Below are 19685 nucleotides of genomic sequence, written 5' to 3' on the forward strand. Positions count from 1 at the left end.
ATAATTAGCTATTATGATCAAGTTAGAAGAAATCAACAAGTACTTCCAAACAGAAGAAGTACAAACACAAGCATTAAAGAAAGTCAATTTACATGTGAAAGAAGGGGAGTTTATTGCCATTATGGGACCTTCGGGCTGTGGTAAATCTACTTTACTTAACGTGATTGGTCTTTTGGAAAGTCCTTCTTCGGGTAGTTATCAATTGGATGGGAAGGAAGTAGCAGATTACAAAGAATCTCAGCGTACCAACCTTAGAAAAGGGAATATCGGGTTCGTTTTTCAAAACTTCCATTTGATCAATCAATTAACCGTTTCAGAAAATGTGATGCTGCCTTTGGCTTATCTTGATTTAAGTAAATCAGATAGAAAAAAGAAGGTGGAAGATGTCTTGGATCGTTTAAAAATTAGCCATAGAAGAAATCATTATCCACAACAATTATCGGGTGGTCAGCAACAAAGAGTCGGTATTTGCAGAGCGGTAGTTGCCCAACCTAAACTGATATTGGCCGATGAACCTACAGGTAACTTGGACTCAAAAAATGGTCAGGAAGTAATGGAATTGCTGACCGAACTGAACCGTCAGGGAGCAACAATTGTGATGGTGACCCACTCGCAGAGAGATGCCAATTATGCACATCGTGTAATTTCTCTTTTGGATGGAGAAATAGTGACTGAAGTAGAAAACGAAATTGATTTATTCTAACCCCTCTTCCGATCATGTACAAACTATATCTTTCGCTAGCGATCAGAAACCTGATCAAAAATTATCAAAATACCATCATCAATTTATTGGGATTGAGTTTGGGGTTGGCGAGTGCGTTGTTTGTTTTTCTGTTCTATCAATCCGAAAGTAACTTTGATAATTTTTTCGATGAGGACATTTATAGAATGAATTATGAAATGTCCGTTTCTGGTGGTAATAGTCTTTTCACACCACTTTGTTCCTATCCACACGGAGTGAATTATCAGGAAAAATTTGATAATGTAACTGACTATGCCACAGTTTATAGGCAACATAACATCTCTTATTTCTACTTTAAGAACGAAAAAATAGACAATGTTAAGGCAATTGCAGCTGAAAATAATTATTTCCAATTTTTCAATATTCCTTTATTAGAAGGAAATGAAAAAACGGTATTGAATGATAAAAAAGATGTTCTTCTTTCTGCATCTTTTGCTAAGAAATATTTCGGGAACATCCCTGTAATTGGACAAGAAGTAGAATTTAAAAATGATACTTTCATCGTTAAAGGCATCTTTCAGGATCTTCCTATTAATAGTCATGTTCAATATGATATTATCTATTCTATTAATTCGTTGAAATCGAAGTTGCATACATTTTATCTTTGGGAAGGTGTCAATATTTTCAACTTGTATTTAAAGTTCCAGCATCAAGAAGAAATTCCATCCACTTTAGCACAAATCAATCAACTATTATCGGTAAAGTTTAGTCCATTTGGAATTAATAATAAGGCCACTATTCAGCATATAAAAGAGATTCATTTCGATGAAAGCGGACTCAGTTATAACTATGTGAAATCACGTTCTTATGAGAGTTTTCTAATTATCATAGTAGTGGGAATTACGATACTGTCACTTGCACTTTTTAATTTTATAGTATTATACAGTGTTCAAAAAGATAAGGAGATCACGTCGCTTACACTAATGAAAATATTTGGTGCACATCAAAAAGATTTGATTCGATCGACCTGTTTAGAAATAAGCTTATTGTTGTTAGTAGCTACAGGTATTTCCTTTATTTTCCTTTATGGAATGTTACCTTTTCTCAACGAACAATTAAATGCGGTTGTCAGCTTGAGACAGTATTTAAAGGACATAGTTATTTTCTATTTTATTATCGGTATTCTTCTAACAATTTCACTTAGTTACCTTTCTTTAAGGAGAGTAAGCAAAGTTTCTTTAGCAAAAAGTTTAAGTGGACAAACTCAACTGTTTTCATCAAAAAATAGAACTGAAAAAGGACTCTTAGTTATACAGTTTTTGATTGTGTTTTCTATCGTTTCCATAGGCATAACAATCTATCAACAATATCAACATTTACTTATTTCTGATTATGGATTTGACTACAGCAATACATTGGTTTTGAAACTCAATTCGAATGATAAAATCTCAAATCAAAAGTTGGAAAACTTTAAAGAAGAAATTAAAAAAATTGCTGATGTTGATGATATAATGCTTTCCAATGAAATGATCGGATTAGGAGAAGGGAAAAATAGTTCAAGTATTTTTGTGATTACGGTTGGAGCATCTAAAAAAGAAGAATTAGCTAACATTTTACATGCTGATGATAACCATCTTGATTTCTTTAATATACAGCTCAAAGAAGGAAGATTATTTGATAAAAATAAGCAGCTATCCACTCAACAATGTATCGTAAATGAAGCATTCAAAAAGTTTGATGGATGGGATGGTATAGGTACAAAAGTGGTACTTGGTGATGAAACTTTTGAGGTAGTTGGTATTCTTCAACCTTTATCAATTAATAGTTTAATAGAAGAAACAGGCCCTCTATTATTAACGACAAGTGATGAAGATGGATGGGATAGATATTATGTAAATATCAAATACAACTCAGATAATCCTATTGGTCTTGTTGAACAATTAGAGGACTTATGGGAGCAGTACTTTCCAAATATCCGATCAGAAATTCTATTCTACGATCAGGAATTGCAACAAAACTATGCGGCTATTCAAGGACAACAAAAAGCAGGAAGTTTCTTTGGTATTATTTCTTTACTTATAGCCACTAGTGGCTTGTGGGGAATTACACGATTCTCTGTTCTACAACGCAAAAAGGAAATGAGTATCCGCAAAGTAAACGGTGCTTCGAGGCTAGATATTTTAATGCTTTTCAATAAAGATTACCTGCAGTGGATCTTGTTGGCATTTCTCATTTCTTTACCTATTTCCCACTACTTCTGTACCCAGTGGCTATCAAATTTTCCCGATCGCATTGAGATTAACTTTTTGATTTGGGGTACACTAGCCTTTGGTATTCTTCTGATGTCGATTTCTACCATCACTTTAATCTGTTGGAAAGTAGTCAACATCAATCCATCTAAGATTTTAAGAGACTTATAGTTATGTATAATATATATCTATCACTGGCGATCAGAAATCTGATCAAAAATTATCAAAATACCATCATCAATTTATTGGGATTGAGTTTGGGGTTGGCGAGTGCATTATTCATCTTCCTTTTCTTCCACTTAGAAACCAATTTTGATAACTTCTATAAGGACAATATTTATAGAATTACACACAAAAGGGTGTTTTATGATAACACCGCCTATTCAGCACAAGCCTATTATCCTGAAGGAGGAACGTTTTTAGATAAGATCGAAAACATCAACGAGATGTTCATGATGAGCAATCCGAGTCAGATGCCGATTTACCTTTTGAATGAAAGACATGAAGAAGTGAATACAGCTGTGGGATCTGCAAATTATCTAAAGTTCTTTAATATAGAATTGATTAGAGGAAATGCTGAAAAAGTGCTTCAAACCAAGACGAGTGCTGTTATTTCAGAGTCGTTTTCTAAGAAAGTTTTTGGTAATAATGATCCTATTGGACAGGAATTAGAATTGTATGGAGATAAACTGACAGTACAAGGAATTATTCCAGATCGACCTGCCAATTCCCACATACAATTTGATGTCTTATTGCCAGAAAAGTGGTTAACTGATACAAATAATGCCTATTTAGGTTGGAATGGAGGTTGGACATTTAATGTCTACATCAAATTGTTGCATGAGGATCAGAAAGCAGAAACGATTGCTGCTATGGATAAAATACTGGATGATGTATTTGTTCAAGATTATCTAAGTATGGAGACGTCACTTCAACCTATCGAAAACATACACCTTAATAAAGGATTGGAGTACGATATTGGAAATCCAAGAAGTACAGAAAGCATGTTAATTATTATTTCTGGGGGAATGATCATTTTAGCTTTATCACTTTTAAACTTTGTGGTGTTATACACGGCACAGAAAGATGAAGAAATCCATTCCCTAACTTTAATGAAAATCTATGGTGCACATCATAAAGATTTATGGATATCGACTTGTTTAGAGGTATTCCTGATGGTGAGTTCTGCCATTCTAATTTCCTTACTTGCTTTAAATATCGCTCTGCCGTTTCTTAATCAACAATTATTGACTAGAGTCTATTTAAGTAATTACATTTTCTATATTCTTGCGTTTTATGCCCTCATCGGAATTGCACTGACAATGGTCTTGAGTAGTTTATCTTTAAGGGGTATCAAAAAGACTTCTTTATCGAGAAGCTTAAACGGACAAACTAGTATTTTCTACTCTAAAGGATGGAGTGAAAAGATGGTTTTGGTACTTCAGTTTACCACAGTATTTATATTATCATGCATTGGTATAACGGTATATCAACAACATCGTCATTTACTCACGAAAGACTTGGGTTTTCAACACGAAAATGTGTTTACACTAGATTTATCCACTATTGTTTCATTAGATAAATTAGAAAATTTCAAACAGAAAATATTAAAGAAACCTGGAGTAGAAGTCGTCAGTTTCTCCTCTCAAATGATAGGGCTTGGACTTACTAGAAATGGATTTAGAATTAGCGATAATGATAAACTTGAAATAGTACATTCTTTATATGTGAGTAACGACTTTTTGGAGACTTTTGATATTCCTCTTTTAGAGGGAGAAGAACTTCATGAAAATAAGAAAATAAGTGATTACCAACTATTGGTAAATGAGGCATTTACTAAACTGGAAGGATGGAAAGGACTTGGTACAATTGTACATAGAAATGGAAGAGATTATGAAGTAGTTGGTATTATTCCTTCCATAAAGTTTAATTCTCTTATGTATCAAAGTGGTCCTTTAGTAATTACTACCGCTGCAAAAATTGATGGTTGGGAATTGGATTTTATCAATGTGAGAACATCATCACCTCATCCTTATCAATTAGCCAATGAATTGAATGAAGAGTTCCAAAATGACTTTCCGGATGCCCGATCATATGTGTATTTCTATAATGATGCCATTGCGGTGAATTATCAATATATCAAAGGGCAACAACAAGCTAGCTTATTCTTTGGAGGTATTGCGTTACTTATTGCTGTTTCAGGATTATGGGGAATTACTCGTTTTTCAGTCCTCAAGCGTACAAAGGAAATGAGTATCCGAAGAGTGAATGGGGCATCACGATTGGATGTACTGATGTTGTTCAACAGAACTTATCTGCAATGGATTACATTATCTTTTGTATTGTCTATTCCGGTGGCGTATCACTTAAGTTCAGATTGGATTTCGACCTTTCCCGAGAGAATTGATATTGACTTTATCACTTGGGGAATATTAGGCATTAGTATTTCTATTATAGCTATAGCGACCATCACTTTAATTTGTTGGAAAGTAGTAAATATTAATCCAGCGAAGGTGTTGAGAGATTTATAATTTTGGATAAAAAAAAGTGTTGTCAACATAAAATTTGACAACACTTTCTGAATAAGAAAGGCTTTGCTTACTCTTTTGTATACTCAATTGTAGTTGAAGTAGTAAGTCCTCTCTGATCAGTAACAGTAACTGGAATAGTTCCTTGTCCTGCCGGCAATAATAGTAATGCCGTTTCACTGATCGTTAAAGTATATTCTGTCGCTCCATAGACTTCTTGATAATTTACTCCTAAGAAATCAAATACTGGAGCTGTTGCTTCGCTTGGTTCCTTGGCTAAATCGATATCCCCGAAGTTTAAAGCCGTTAGATTAATGATGAAACTTTCAATTTTATTATCAGCTTTCGCTTTAATATTCACCGCTCCTGTAATCACTCCATTATCGATTCCTGTAACCGTAATTTCAGGTTTAGGGCCTGCTTCAGTTTCATCATCATTTGAACATGATGTGATAAAACCGATAAATAAAAGTGCAAAGAAGTAGGTTAAAAACTTTTTCATAAAGGATGAATTTATGTCAGATTAGGTGACTGAACTTTTTTGAAGAATGTTTATAAAAAATAAACTTATACATATTCTCATGTATAATCAAATTTCAAGCCTTTATGTAACAGAAAGAATTTAATTATAATAGTTAGACAAATAGACGAAAAGCACTCAAGGATTCTTGGGTGTTTTTTTATCTTCCAACATACTTTTCAAACAAACCCTCCAAAATATTTTCTGGATGTTCACACATTCCTGGGTGCACCTTACCACATTGTAATAATGTAGAACGTGTTGCTGTTAACCATCGAAAACGACTTGGAATATCCTGATCACCGATCACTCCACCTTTTTTCCCTTCGCAAACCAATTCCCATGCTTTGAGGTAATCGTACACCTCATCTATAGATATTTCTGGTGAAAATGCATTGAAGAGTGTTTCATCAATATGATATTTCATTTGGATGTACTTCCTGTTCTTACAAAACAAGATCACACCCACATTCATAAACTCCTCTCTTTCTACTTTAGGTACAAAGCGAATGACGGCATACTCGTATACATATTTATCCTCTTGCATCTATCGCTTCTTTAGTTAACTCGTCAATATTTTTAATTCTGATATTCAGAAATTCTTTATACACTTCTCTTCTTTGATCGGGTGTAGTTTCTCCAGTTGGGTCAATTAACCAATCATCAGGCAGCAAATGTACAATTCCTTCGATGATTTCTGGTGTTAATTTTTCTTTTAGGAATGCTTTCGCTTCTTCCAATTTTGTGGCTTTAGCTAATAACACATGATCTTTGATCATCGGGAATTTACGTTTTGCATGTTCTTCCCATCCATCCCAAGAATGATGAAAATACAAGCTTGCACCATGATCTATCACCCATAATGCTTTATTCCAATTCAATAAATTGGTATTTCTATGTGTGCGGTCAATATTGGTAATGATACTGTCTAATAACACTACTTTTGATGCAGCCATAGGATCGGCAATACTTACTAAAGGGTCGTAGGTAATTGCTCCACTTAGGTAACTCATCCCTAAATTTAATCCCTCAGAAAACTTCAATAGGTCTTGAATTTCTTCATCTCCTTCCGATTTACTGAATGTATCAACGAGATGAATAAATACCAATTCAGGCATATTCAATTCGAGTTGCCTTGCTAATTCTCCTCCAATAAGCTCTGCAATTAATGCTTTTACTCCTTGTCCGGCACCTCTGAATTTTATGACATAATCGAAACCATCATCACATTCCACAATAGCAGGAAGGGAACCTCCTTCTCTTAGTGGTGTGACGTATCTCGTCATATTTACCAATCGGATTTCTTTGTTATACATGAATGGGTTGTTTTCTGTGAAGTGATAAAAATAAGGTTTTCTACTGAAGTTGCACAAAGAATAGAAAAGCATTTCCCTTTTTCGATTGATTTATAAGAACTTCCATTCGGGTTTAATAACAGTAATAGAATAGTTTATGTGTTAATTTTAAATGTTTAAAAACGGCTATTGGTATGAACTCACCTCTACCATAGCCGTTATTTTTTTACTAAAACCTATATTATGAAGTTAAACTTCAACCATTACAGTATCATCATTAGTTTTTGTATTGCTTCAATATTTATACTTTTCCCTGAAACAACTGTACAAGCATTAAACTATCTTATCAACTCTGTATTACAAACTTGTGACCGCCTCTTATTATGGACTGTGACTTCCATTCTTATTATTTGTATTGCTATTGGTCTTTCTCCAATTGGTCGACTAAAACTTGGTGAAGGCAAGCCAGAATTCAGTAATTTTTCTTGGGTATCCATGCTTTTTGCTGCGGGTATGGGCAGTGGACTTATCTTTTGGGGAGTGGCAGAACCTGTTTATCATTTACAATCTCCATTAAACCCTGATCAAGATCCTTATGTCGCCTTATCCATCACTAATTTTCATTGGGGATTACAGGCTTGGGGAATATATGCTTTCTCTGGTTTGATTATCGCTTGGTTTGCTTACAACAAAAACCGACAAATGGATATTTCTTCTTCCTTTGGAGTAAAAAAGGGAAATAAACTTTTTTGGGCATTAGATCTATTAGCTGTAATCACCATTCTATTTGGCGTTTCGGGTACATTAGCTAATTCTGTAGCCATTGTTCAAACTGGATTAGTAAGACTTACTGGGATCGATTCTATTTCTGGTTTTTCTTTTAGAGTTATTTTATTGATACTGCTTTCCATTGCATTTATGCTATCATCGGTTAGTGGATTAAAAAAAGGAGTAAAAGTATTAAGCGACTTTAATGTATTACTCACCTTCGTCATTTTAGGCTTTATCTTTTACATTATTAGTCCTCTGCAGGCATTAGATGTTTTCTTTAATTCCCTCATTTCATTTGTAAAAGAACTACCAAGGTTATCAACAAGTATTCCTGATGAAGCACGAGAATGGTCACAAACTTGGACGATTGTTTATTTCCTTTGGTGGGTTTCTTGGGCACCATTTTGTGGTTTATTTATAGCTAGAATTTCAAAAGGTAGAACAATTCGAGAATTTATCTTTAGCATACTTTTCTATCCCACTCTTGTTACCATATTTTGGTTTGCGGTATTTGGTGGAGGTGGTCTATTCTCCGATTATCTTCCAATGTTTAAAGAAGCAATTAATCTAGATTACACCAATGGTATATATATCTTTTTAGAGCAATTACCTCTTGGTGAGATTGTTTCTTATCTATGTATTTTCCTTTTAATTGTATTTGTAATAACCAGTGCTGATTCTGCCATTTTTGTTACGTCTTTATTGACTAAAAATGGAACGACCACCAATAAAATTGTTTGGTCCATTATGTTGATTTTTATTTCAATTGCTTTACTCTACGAAAATAATGTAGATCTCAATAAAGTAATTTCGACAACAGGAGCCATTCCATTTATGATAATACTATTACTTCAAGGAGTCATGTTTTTTAGATCGGTAAAGCAAGATTATAAAGAAAAGAATAAGTAAAATCGAAAAGGTCCACAATGTTATCAATTTCACATTGTGGACCTTTTTAATAAGTTACCCTAAAGATAGAAGGGAGCAATCTATTGTGTTTTTATCTATTAATGATTATCGATTCTGTTTGCAAATATCCATCATTAGAAATCCACCTTAGATGGTACATTCCAGGGCTTAAATGAGCTACTGATATTTGATTTTTTGAAAATAACCATTGAATAGGTTGCTTTACACCGTTAGAATCAAACATTTCAACATCCTTTGTTCCTATATCTAACGTTAGGATATGATTTGAAGGATTTGGATAAATCTTATGTGTACTCGTATTTATTTCATTCGTGGAAGCTATTATTTCTTCTTCCGGGTTATCCACAATTCTTGTTACCGTAGTGTTGGTAACTATTGGATCGTTGAAATCAAAATAAATACTTGCACTATTCAAGATAGAATCGCCTACTAGTAGATCTGTGTAGGGCTGAATTTCATAATAAATAAAACCATGACTATCCGGCTCGTTGGTCACACTATCAACTAGTAGAATATCATTAAAAGTCATGATCAAAGTATTATCCTCTAGTTCTGAAGTCATGGTATGAGATGTAGATTTCATCTCTAACGTAGATAAATCAAGTAATTCGGATAATGTATCTTTTACGATCACAGTAAAAGCGGTATCTGTTCCTGTATTCTGAAAACGGATTCTGTAATCTAAGATCTTTCCTTGTTCTATTTCCGAAATGAAAACTGAATCTACGCCCAATTTATCGTTTGGATCAAAACTTCCTGTAACGGTATAAGAAATCGTATCCGCATTGTTGGCGTAGTTACTTTCTGTAGTAAATGTATTCATATTGACGATCACCGATTCTTCTGTTCCTAAAGTATTCAGAGCAGTTTTTCCATAAATTCTAAATCGCCCTTGTTGACCAGACTGTAATCGACCTACATTAATATTTAAGAAATTTCCGTTAACAAATACATTTTCAATAGCGGGATCAATCTCAAATGAATTGGGAATTGGGAATGTGATAATGGAAGAATCCACTACTTCCGTACCCACATTACCGTAATCAATTATGTATTCCATATCAAAACCAGGACGTGATCTGCTAAATGATGATATGCTTACACTCACATCCTTCATGATTTCGTTGGGCTGTAAGGCAACATCTTGATTTACGATATCAAATGTGTTTCCCAAGTGAACTGTAAAAGTCTGAGGGGTAGCATCAAATAAGTTTGGCGTAATAACAGAAACGGTATAAGTGCCAGTATCAGGTAATGATTTATAATAATTCCCTTCATCATCAGTAAATGTTGAATAATCGCCGGGTTCAAAAAATAACTCTACTCCTTTATACCCAAATTCATCCTCTTCTTTTGTTCCGTTTTTATTGATATCAGAAAATATGTTTCCTTCGATAACCGGATAGTTTTTACATCCTAGAACATTATTTAATCGGTTACAAACATTTGGAGTGAAAGGAACTACACGACTTTCCCATAAAACGATACCCCATTCTGCTTCTGGGATGACGTTAAAACATGAATTTTCATCTTGAATAATAATGTAGTCATACACCTTATTTTCGTCCAGCATTGGAATACATTCATTCAATGACATAAAATCCAACTTAGAGAAATCAATACCCAATGTGGTATAATCAATTGGTGTGTGTGTAATACCTACTCCTTCGAGATTTTTTAGTGTTTCACTTCCGATAACCGTTGTGAGTAATGTGTCATTATTAAAGTTCATGAAACCTAAAGAATCAAGACCTGTAACATTGATAGATTCCAAATGTTGACTCTCTGTAATTATAATTCTTCGTAACTCTTTATTGGCTCTTAAATCCAAGGTTTTTAACAATGATGAGTTAGGGAAATCAATTTCTCTTAATTGAATAGCCGGAGATAAATCCAAAGAATCAATTTTAATTGTGTTGATATACAGATCTTCTAGACTCACTAACCCCGTTAAATCCAAGGTATCAAAAGTATTGGATGGAGAGTTTAAGTTACCACCAATTCTTAACGATTTAAGTTTAGATAACCCAGCCACTTTCAGGTATTCCATTTGATTGGATGAAATAGAAATGGACTCCAAGTTTTTTGCTTGTGAAAAATCTGCAGAATCTATTGGTGAATAGACAAACTTTGCGGTTTTTAATGAGTCTAACTGACCAATATTTACCTTTTTAATACCATAAGTATCTAGTACTTTAAGTTTGGGTAGAACACTAACATCGAGGACTCTATTAAAATATCGGCCCCAATATGTTTCGAAGACTAATGTCTCTAAATTGATAAAAGCTTCTAGGCCTGTTAAACTAGAAATTCCTTCTGCTCTCTCAATTGTTAAAGAGGTTACAGCTTCGGCTTCACTTACTTGAATGATACCGTCTCCACTAGTGTCCACTCCGTTGCCTTTAATTTTTGAAAACAGTTTGTTATCCTCAAAATAGACATCTTGTGCATGAGAAGTTTGGAATATTAAGATCATAACGATCCCAATAAACCATTGAATTGATTTAATATTCATTAGTAGCAATAAAAAATAGTTGAGAAAAAATAAGTTTAAATACTGTTGGTTACTTTGTTAAAAATAACTGTATGACTTCTTAAGCAAATATTTTTCCATTCTGATATTCGATTCATAATCATATGAACTCCGTTGTAAAATGATTAAGTTTGATAATGCATATGAAGATCAATTTCAACAATAGGAGCATCATTTTTACGGGGTTAATCGCACTCATTTTTTTAATCTTCCCTTCCAAAACTATTGATACTTTACAAGTAGTCATCAACTTTTTATTGCATACGCTAGATCGACCGATCTTGTGGTTAGTGAGTTGTATTCTGATGGTTTGTGTTGGAATTGCCATATCGCCTTTGGGCAAGATTAAACTAGGAGATGAACCTCCAGAATTTTCTACTTTCTCTTGGGTAGCGATGTTGTTTGCCGCCGGCATGGGCAGTGGATTAATATTTTGGGGTGTTGCAGAGCCTGTCTATCATTTAAATGCACCGATCAACACTACGCACGATCCAATGCTCGCTTTATCGATTACTAATTTCCATTGGGGTTTACATGCATGGGGAATCTATGCTTTTTCAGGGCTAACCTTTGCTTGGTTTGCCTATAAAAAAGGGAGAGAAATGGATGTTGTCAGTAGCTTAACTAAGAAAAATAATGAGGCTTTTAAGATCTTAAATTTCTTGGGAGTGATCAGTATAATTTTTGGAGTGGCAGGTACACTTGCTAACAGTATTGCTTTAATTCAAAGCGGAATTGAACATTATTTCTCCTCAAGCATAACCACTGGACTTGCATTTAGAATTGTATTGCTTTCTTTACTTACAATGATCTTTACGGTATCATCAATTACTGGTTTGAAAAAAGGAGTGAAGCTATTGAGTGATTTTAATGTAGTATTGGCTCTACTTCTTTTAGGTATCATCTTTTTGATGAACAATCAACTTCAAACAATTCAGCTTTTCCTTTCATCCGTCTTATCTTATCTACAAGAACTTCCTTCCCTATCATTTTTTATTGATGAACCGAATAGACCATGGTCACAATCGTGGAGTATTATCTATTTTTTATGGTGGATTGCTTGGGCACCTTTTACAGGATTATTTATCGCTCGAATATCAAAAGGTCGTTCAATTAGAGAATTTATCTTAAGTATTTTGATATATCCCACTTTAGTGAGTGTACTTTGGTTTGCTGTTTTTGGTGGAAATGCAATGCATAGTCATCAAATAGAAGCCATACAAAGTGCTGTAAACGAAAATTATACATTCGGTCTTTTTACTTATCTCGAACTATTTGATATCGCCCCATTATTAGGTGGAATATGCATATTATTATTAATCACTTTTGTGATCACTAGTGCCGATTCAGCAATTTATGTCACCAGCATGTTGACCAATAACACTTCTAGAATCAATAAAATGACATGGGCGTTGTTACTTTATTCCATTACTATTGGCTTACTCTATCAAAACAATGTAGACCTAAATAAAGTGATTGCCATTTTTGGGGCATTTCCCTTTACACTCATCCTAATCCTACAAGGAATTAGTTTAATGAAGTCTATTATCAGAAATAAGTAAAGTGTAATACTATAAACAGTAGTAAGAAATATTAACGGTAGAATAAATACAGTTTTTCAAAAAATAATGAACTTCGAAAAAATTTTGAAGAATAAAATAAACCTGAAACCTTATTTATTATTCCTTTTATACTGATAAATTTCAACTACCTAATCAATCATGAAAAAATTAATAATCCTCACGCTAATTATTCATTATAGTTCTATTGTTTATGGTCAGTCCGATCATCAACTTGATGCATTGTATAATGTAAAATTCAATCATCAGATAGAATTTGATGATCAAACGTTTACATTAAATGGAAGTGGAAAACATGAAATAAAGATTTTTAAAATTTTTGGCTGTGGATTGTACCTCAAAAATCCTTCAAAAGAAAATTTAGACATCATCTATTCTACAGATACCAGAATTATTGATTTTGTGATTTCTTCTGCTCAGTTCCAATCGGAGAATACAATCAAAGAACTGATTGAATTGCATGAAAAAAACAAAGATCTCCTCAAAACCGGTGAATTTGATGAACTATTTAAGAACATAGAGGACAACGAAATATTTTTCCCAAAACGTTTTACAGAAACAAAACCTTTCTTCGAAGACGCATTTAATATTGCTAATAGAGGGTACGAAGAAAGTTACAATAATTATATCGACGATTTTATCGCTTTATTCGAAAAGAAAAATTGTAAAGGAGATCATTACAGAATTGTATTCAAAGGGAGTAACCTCACACAGATTTATAAAAAAGGCGAATTAGTTTTTAAGGCAAATGATAAAGCTTTTCAAAAAGCGATCTTAAATGTTTTCATTGGTAATGATGCTTTTGATAAAAAGTTGAAAAAGGACCTTATGGGTATAAAACCTCTAGATGATTTGAATAAAAATAATCTTTAATAACCGATCAATTAATGATCGGTTAAATCGAACAACATCAAATAATCTTCGTCTTTCTATTTTATTATTTCAAATCCTACTTTCTGATATAAACGAAGTGCGTAGTTTTCCTTCTGAACACTCAAAGAAGCTTGTTTATATCCTTTTTGTTTTAAATAATTGAGCATACAATGCATCAACTTTGTCCCTATTCCTTTTCCTCGATATTCAGGAATAATTGATATGGCAAATTCTGGTGTGTGTTTGTCTATATGTCCAAAACCTTTGATTTCACCATCAATAATTCTAACCCAAACTGCACCTACAATTTTATTATCGGCCTCAGCTACTAAACAATAATCGTCTTTCTTACTCCCAAAATCCTTGATAAATACATAAACTTCAGGTAACTGAATGACTTCTCTAGGAATAAGATTTTCCGGATCAAACTGAAAAATGGCTTCGTAAAGAAAGTCCTCCAGTTGATTGTATTCTTCTATTTTAATTTCTCTGATTAACATATCTCTAATTTAATGAAAAGATGAAACCCCAAGATCAAATTTTGATCGAGGGGAGTAATTGGCTTTAGCTTTCGCTAAATTCATCTTGATTTTAATTTACTGTTTTAAACTTTACTTAATTTGAACTACTATCTAGTTTTTAGCTAAATCATGATTAAAAACCATGAAATAAAAAATAATTGGTTTTAGTTTTTGCTAAGTCTCTACTTAAGTCAATCTGTTTTCTATTCTTAACTTCTAAATTTTTTCTTTTTATTAATGATGGTCTTTTGCCCACCATAGATCGCTAACGAAATCATTTTCTCCACTTTCCAAGTACTGAATTCCCGACTGATACCCTTTCGCATTCGTTCCTTGTTCTCTACTAGGATACATTACACGACCAGGAATTTTCCCATTGGATCTATTGTCCGGATGCTTCACTTGGTTTTTAGTTACTATCGATGGATAATGAGTCCTTCTCCACTCGGCATAAGACTCATATCCATTCAATAGAAGAGAAATCCATTTCTGAGTTTGAATTTCATCTAGGGATCCTTCTAACCCCATCGATGAATTGGTACCTAAATCAGGTACATGAGATAAATAGTTGTCGATCATTGAGTTGGATATAGCAGCTTCTGGATTATAATCTTCCATTAGCTCCATACCTTTTTTAATTCCTTCTCTATAGTAAGTATTTGCATCCTTACCATTTGATAATAACCCTTTCAGTACAGCTTCAGCCAATAAAAACTTAGTTTCAGCCGCATGAAAAACAATGGTTGGGGCAGTATAATGCACCAAGTTTTTTCTATGAGGTTGAGCGAAACCATAAACCCCAATACCTTCCTCAAACTTATCATCAAAATCAAGTTCTTCCGATAGGTCTGTCATTTCATTGGTTTCAAGACCATTTGGTAAACCGTAATAGTTTTGAGTATCCTCAAAGTATTTTTCATCCGGATTATATACTCCCGCAAGAAAAGCTAACCTTGGATCTACCTCATCTGTATAATTTTTTAAGGTGTTGATAAACGTATCAGAATACCTAAATAAATGTCCGCTCACACCTCCGTAATTAAAGAAGACTCTAGCCACTGGATTCATATATCGGCTATTATCAGTAGTATGATTCAGAAACACATTATCGCTATTTTCCAAAATCACACCTCCATCAAAAGCTTTCTGAATATACTTTCGGGCGACATCAGGAGCTTTATCTGAAACTCTTAATGCTAATCGTAACATTAGAGAGTTACAGAATAAATTCCATCTGCTTAATTCACCATTAAAAAATAAGTCGCCTTCTATAAATGTCTCATCAGTTCCTGGATTACTCAACACTTTTTGTGCTTGTTCAAGCTGTGTTAATAACCCAACAATTCCTTTCGCTTCATTCCCTAAATAGATGTCTTTCACATCATCGTATCTAGGTGTGAAATTTTGTTCTGTCTCTGCTTTTCCAGCCTCAGAATAGGGGATAGGTCCATAAAAATCGGCTAACCGATGGTAATTCCATACTTGAAGAACTTGGATGACAGCTAGCTTATTCGCATTCTTATCTACACCATCCCCTTTTAACTCTGACGAAATAATTTCGAGATTGTTTGTACACTCTCTATATATTCTTTCCCAAAAAGCAGACATATACTCCTCGTTGTAGGTGTAATAATTCCCTGCCCAACTTTTTGATGTTGATGACAAATGTTGAATAAACTGTTCACCGTAAATCAAATTACCTCTCCAGATATCATAATCATCTCCCACACCATGAAGAATAGCATAAGCCATTACATTCTCATGGGTCATATTGGTTGATTTATTTGGATCAACATTTATTTCAGGATTCACACAAGAATAAACGCCGACTAAAAGGGGTAATAATGTTATTCGTCTTAATAATCTCATAATCAGTTGATTTTAGAATGAAACATTTAAATTGAAACCATAACTTTTTACCGATGGCATTGATGCAAACTCCAATGCACCTCCTGTACTAGAAGCATTTAAAATGCTTGTTGGATCTACATTCTCTGCAGCTTTCCATATAAAAAATGGATTACTCATTACTGCAGATATTCTTGCTGATGAAAGATGAATCTTCTTTAAGAAAGAGGAGGGAAGACCGTAACCTAAACTCACCTCTTTCACTCTTATATAAGATGCATCTCTTATAAACTCTGAATTTATTTCCGAAATTCTGTTGTAGTACAACTCCGGGTTCGCACCCACACCTTGAGTGTAATAAACATCTCTTCCTTCTAAGGTGTTGATGTGCGTTCCCGAAGCATACATATCTGAATTTGTACCTGAATAGAACTCTCCTCCAATTTGTTGATCGATTAGCACATTAAAATGTACTCCCTTAAAACTAAAGTTGGACGAATAACCGATTATAGCTTCAGGGTTCATGTTCCCTATCGCTACCATTTCTGAAGTGTACTGTGGCAATCCATTATCATCGTAGGAAATATCACCAATATCATTTCTTTGATAATCCCTACCCATGATTACTCCGTACTCTTCGCCAACAATAGCATCGACCCTAACATTACCATAATCACTTATGGTCATTCGTTCCATGTCTCCAATCAAACTATTTACCTTATTCCTATTATAAGTATAGTTGACGCCCAATTCCCAAGTGAAGTTTCTATTGACTATAGGAACTAGATTTAATGATACCTCAACACCTGTGTTACTCATGCTACCTGCATTTACCAAAACACTAGTAAAACCTGAAGCATCCGAAACATCCATAGCGATAATTTGATCTTCGGTGATTTGATCATAATAAGTGACATTCATATTCACACGATCATGAAAAAATCCTAAGTCTGCACCAAACTCTATAGAGGTGGTCATCTCTGGAGATAAGTTGGCATTATTCATCGCTCCAGAAAAACCAGCAGGAAGAACTTTATTTCCATTCTTATTAATAAAACCATTTCCTGCCGTTCTATAGGTTTGATACAATTTGTATGGATCTGTATCAGATCCTACCTGTGCCCATGACCCCCTTATCTTCGCTAAGGAGAACCATGTTGGCAAATTAATTTTCTCTGATACAATCAAACTCGAACTCAAAGAAGGATAGAAATAAGAATTGTTTCCTTCTGATAAAGTCGATGTCCAATCGTTTCTACCTGTTACTGTTAGGTAAATCCATTTATCGTAACCAAAGTCCATTGACCCGTACACCGAATTCATTTCTTTTTCAGAATGATTCTGAGTACCTGTTACCATGGCTGCATTACTTACATGATACCAATCAGAATAAAATTGACGCATTTCAATACCTACATTATTCTGTTCAGTACGCATCATATTCGCACCCAATAGACCAGAAATATTGAACCTTCCGATATCTTTATTGATGTTCAAATAAAGATCGTGGTTCATCTCCATTCTTTGTAGACTACTGACTTTACTTTCACCATCACTCAAAAATGGAGTACCAATTGGTGTGATCGTTTCGTCTCTTCCAGAAGTAAAATCAATACCATTTCTGTAGTTTAATTTTACACCTTTAAGTAACTCCAAACTCACATTTGCCGATAGTAATACTTTATCTTTAAAATCTTTGATGTACAAATTGTCCATCACCCAGTAAGGGTTTAAAGTATACACATCATTCATAAAAATTGGTTGATGTCTATTCTTTTTAAAGATTTCTGCAGATTGTGTGGCAGGCATCCTATGATAAGCATTTGCTGGATTAAAAGTGGTTTCTCCTCCAGCAGAACGATTGGCTTCCTGATTAATATAAGTCAGTTTAGTATCTATCGAAAGACGTTTTGAAGGATCACTATTTACCCTTGCTGAAACCGTATTTCTCTGAATATTTGTTGAAGGTAAAATATCTTGAACTTGTTGGTTCGAATAAGATACTCTTCCTTGTAAGAGATCGTTTCCTGCGGATACGGCTACACTATTATTGTACACATAGCCCGTACTAAATATGGACATCGGATCCCATTGGTTCGTATAAGGATACTCATTCCCATCGAAACCAATATACTTCTGATTTCCCATTTTAGCTCCCCAACTCGAAAGTCCGGTATCCATTACTTCTGCACTAGATGATGGTACTCGACCTTGTGCTCCCTGCCCGTAGACTGTCTGTCTATCGGTCAGCATATTATTAGGTGTACTCCACACCATCGATGAACTGATATCAACACCAATTCCATCTTTTTTATTACTCTTTTTAGTTGTAATCAAAAGGACGCCATTCGAAGCACGACTACCATATAAAGCAGTGGCTGCAGCCCCTTTTAAAACATTGGTCGATTCAATGTCGTCGGGGTTAATCATCGATAAAACATCACCTTTATCTGTGCCACCCCAACGGCCTACACCACCTTTGTTTTTTTCGTCCATAGGGACACCGTCTATTACAACTAACGGATAATTACTACCCTTTAAAGAGGCGTTACCACGAATACTTATAGAGGAAGCCTGACCTGGTCGATTTCCAGAGATTTGTACCCCTGTAACTCGTCCACCTAGGCTGTTCATCAGCGATCCAGTATTGACTTGTGTTAAATCGTCACTACCAATCTCCGATACAGCATAGCCTAAAGCTTGCTTCTCTTTCGATATTCCTAATGCAGTTACTACCACTTCTTTAAGTTCTTCTATGTCTTCCTCTAATAAAACTTCTATTTCATTAGAAGAGGTTACTATATATTCCTTTTGCTGATACCCTATAAAGGTGAAAAGCAATTCTTGTCCAATTTCAGCCTCCAATACAAACTTCCCGTCTATATCTGAAATCACTCCCTGTGTCGTCCCTTTTATAGAGATATTTACACCAGGCAATGTGGCTTTACTTTTTGCATCTAACACTGTACCCCGGACATAAGAATCCTGGGCCAATGCTGTAGAAATCGTACCTATAAAAAGTAGGATTGCAAACAGTTGAAGTCTTATCATAATGAATAATTAAGAGTACAAATCGAAAGTTATTAAATCGTTACCATGTCCCCGAAAGGATGTTACAATAGTACAGGCGGTAGATTTACTTTTAGCGGTACAAGGGAGGTTACAAATGGGATAAATTTATTAAAATATGCAAAAACAAGGGTATTAATCTCCTTAACAATGTACATATATAAAAAATACCCCCTTATCTTTTGCATTAATTAAAATAGTTTTAGAAATCGCATATCTATAATTCTAACAACTATTTCAATATCTCACTATCGACCTAATTCTAGTTAAATCGAATACTAACAAG

At 34.2% G+C, this 19685-nt stretch carries 13 protein-coding genes; 6 read left to right on the forward strand and 7 right to left on the reverse strand.

The annotated features are described in order from the left end of the window. Window positions 1–13: 13 nt before the first annotated feature. Genes KMW28_RS00185 through KMW28_RS00195 form a run of 3 tightly spaced genes read left to right on the forward strand, consistent with a single transcriptional unit; the run spans window position 14 to window position 5462 of the window. Window positions 14–703, forward strand: coding sequence for an ABC transporter ATP-binding protein (locus tag KMW28_RS00185; protein ID WP_169665759.1), 690 nt, complete (start codon window positions 14–16; stop codon window positions 701–703). A gap of 14 nt (window positions 704–717) precedes the next feature. Next, window positions 718–3102: an ABC transporter permease gene (locus KMW28_RS00190; RefSeq protein WP_169665760.1), complete on the forward strand. Its 2385-nt coding sequence runs from the start codon at window positions 718–720 to the stop codon at window positions 3100–3102. Between the two features lie 2 nt (window positions 3103–3104). After that, a complete protein-coding gene (locus KMW28_RS00195) occupies window positions 3105–5462 on the forward strand; it encodes an ABC transporter permease (RefSeq protein ID WP_169665761.1) in 2358 nt (785 codons plus the stop codon). 67 nt (window positions 5463–5529) lie between these two features. Here KMW28_RS00195 and KMW28_RS00200 read toward each other — a convergent pair whose 3' ends face one another. The 3 genes from KMW28_RS00200 to KMW28_RS00210 all read right to left on the reverse strand — a co-directional run bounded on the left by KMW28_RS00200 (window position 5530) and on the right by KMW28_RS00210 (window position 7295). After that, window positions 5530–5961 (reverse strand): hypothetical protein, encoded by a 432-nt coding sequence (locus KMW28_RS00200; protein WP_066211198.1) that lies wholly within the window; start codon window positions 5959–5961, stop codon window positions 5530–5532. Between the two features lie 178 nt (window positions 5962–6139). After that, on the reverse strand, window positions 6140–6526 hold the full coding sequence (locus KMW28_RS00205) for a DUF3037 domain-containing protein (protein ID WP_169665762.1): 387 nt from the start codon (window positions 6524–6526) through the stop codon (window positions 6140–6142). Further along, entirely contained in the window at window positions 6513–7295 is a 783-nt protein-coding gene (locus KMW28_RS00210) for a HipA family kinase (RefSeq protein WP_169665763.1), read from the reverse strand. Before KMW28_RS00210 ends, KMW28_RS00205 begins: the two co-directional genes overlap by 14 nt. A 222-nt stretch (window positions 7296–7517) precedes the next feature. On the opposite strand from KMW28_RS00210, the gene KMW28_RS00215 reads away from it, so the two are divergent. After that, the gene (locus KMW28_RS00215; protein ID WP_169665764.1) at window positions 7518–8954 is read left to right on the forward strand and encodes a BCCT family transporter; all 1437 of its coding nucleotides are present in this window, start codon (window positions 7518–7520) and stop codon (window positions 8952–8954) included. Between the two features lie 91 nt (window positions 8955–9045). Here KMW28_RS00215 and KMW28_RS00220 read toward each other — a convergent pair whose 3' ends face one another. Next, window positions 9046–11490 (reverse strand): DUF7619 domain-containing protein, encoded by a 2445-nt coding sequence (locus tag KMW28_RS00220; protein WP_169665765.1) that lies wholly within the window; start codon window positions 11488–11490, stop codon window positions 9046–9048. Between the two features lie 161 nt (window positions 11491–11651). Between KMW28_RS00220 and KMW28_RS00225 the strand changes: the two genes are divergently transcribed. Together KMW28_RS00225 and KMW28_RS00230 are read left to right on the forward strand one after the other, a co-directional pair. Then, window positions 11652–13070 (forward strand): BCCT family transporter, encoded by a 1419-nt coding sequence (locus KMW28_RS00225; RefSeq protein WP_169665767.1) that lies wholly within the window; start codon window positions 11652–11654, stop codon window positions 13068–13070. A 159-nt stretch (window positions 13071–13229) separates the two neighbouring features. Next, window positions 13230–13961, forward strand: a complete 732-nt coding sequence (locus KMW28_RS00230) for a chalcone isomerase family protein (RefSeq protein WP_169665769.1) — start codon at window positions 13230–13232, stop codon at window positions 13959–13961. Window positions 13962–14017: 56 nt separating this feature from the next. Here KMW28_RS00230 and KMW28_RS00235 read toward each other — a convergent pair whose 3' ends face one another. From KMW28_RS00235 to KMW28_RS00245, 3 genes are all read right to left on the reverse strand, one after another. Next, complete coding sequence (locus KMW28_RS00235; RefSeq protein WP_169665771.1) at window positions 14018–14461, reverse strand: GNAT family N-acetyltransferase; 444 nt, start codon at window positions 14459–14461, stop codon at window positions 14018–14020. Between the two features lie 255 nt (window positions 14462–14716). After that, window positions 14717–16351, reverse strand: a complete 1635-nt coding sequence (locus tag KMW28_RS00240; RefSeq protein ID WP_169665773.1) for a SusD/RagB family nutrient-binding outer membrane lipoprotein — start codon at window positions 16349–16351, stop codon at window positions 14717–14719. A gap of 12 nt (window positions 16352–16363) precedes the next feature. Further along, window positions 16364–19381, reverse strand: coding sequence for a SusC/RagA family TonB-linked outer membrane protein (locus KMW28_RS00245; RefSeq protein ID WP_169665774.1), 3018 nt, complete (start codon window positions 19379–19381; stop codon window positions 16364–16366). Window positions 19382–19685: the final 304 nt, after the last annotated feature.

This window comes from Flammeovirga yaeyamensis, from assembly GCF_018736045.1.
Taxonomy (GTDB): domain Bacteria; phylum Bacteroidota; class Bacteroidia; order Cytophagales; family Flammeovirgaceae; genus Flammeovirga; species Flammeovirga yaeyamensis.

Coding starts and splice junctions, on each gene's coding strand:
- KMW28_RS00215 (WP_169665764.1), top strand. CDS start 7,518: ATGAAGTTAAACTTCAACCATTACAGTATCATCATTAGTTTTTGTATT.
- KMW28_RS00230 (WP_169665769.1), top strand. CDS start 13,230: ATGAAAAAATTAATAATCCTCACGCTAATTATTCATTATAGTTCTATT.
- KMW28_RS00200 (WP_066211198.1), bottom strand. CDS start 5,961: ATGAAAAAGTTTTTAACCTACTTCTTTGCACTTTTATTTATCGGTTTT.
- KMW28_RS00220 (WP_169665765.1), bottom strand. CDS start 11,490: ATGAATATTAAATCAATTCAATGGTTTATTGGGATCGTTATGATCTTA.
- KMW28_RS00240 (WP_169665773.1), bottom strand. CDS start 16,351: ATGAGATTATTAAGACGAATAACATTATTACCCCTTTTAGTCGGCGTT.
- KMW28_RS00205 (WP_169665762.1), bottom strand. CDS start 6,526: ATGCAAGAGGATAAATATGTATACGAGTATGCCGTCATTCGCTTTGTA.
- KMW28_RS00210 (WP_169665763.1), bottom strand. CDS start 7,295: ATGTATAACAAAGAAATCCGATTGGTAAATATGACGAGATACGTCACA.
- KMW28_RS00225 (WP_169665767.1), top strand. CDS start 11,652: ATGAAGATCAATTTCAACAATAGGAGCATCATTTTTACGGGGTTAATC.
- KMW28_RS00195 (WP_169665761.1), top strand. CDS start 3,105: ATGTATAATATATATCTATCACTGGCGATCAGAAATCTGATCAAAAAT.
- KMW28_RS00190 (WP_169665760.1), top strand. CDS start 718: ATGTACAAACTATATCTTTCGCTAGCGATCAGAAACCTGATCAAAAAT.
- KMW28_RS00245 (WP_169665774.1), bottom strand. CDS start 19,381: ATGATAAGACTTCAACTGTTTGCAATCCTACTTTTTATAGGTACGATT.
- KMW28_RS00235 (WP_169665771.1), bottom strand. CDS start 14,461: ATGTTAATCAGAGAAATTAAAATAGAAGAATACAATCAACTGGAGGAC.
- KMW28_RS00185 (WP_169665759.1), top strand. CDS start 14: ATGATCAAGTTAGAAGAAATCAACAAGTACTTCCAAACAGAAGAAGTA.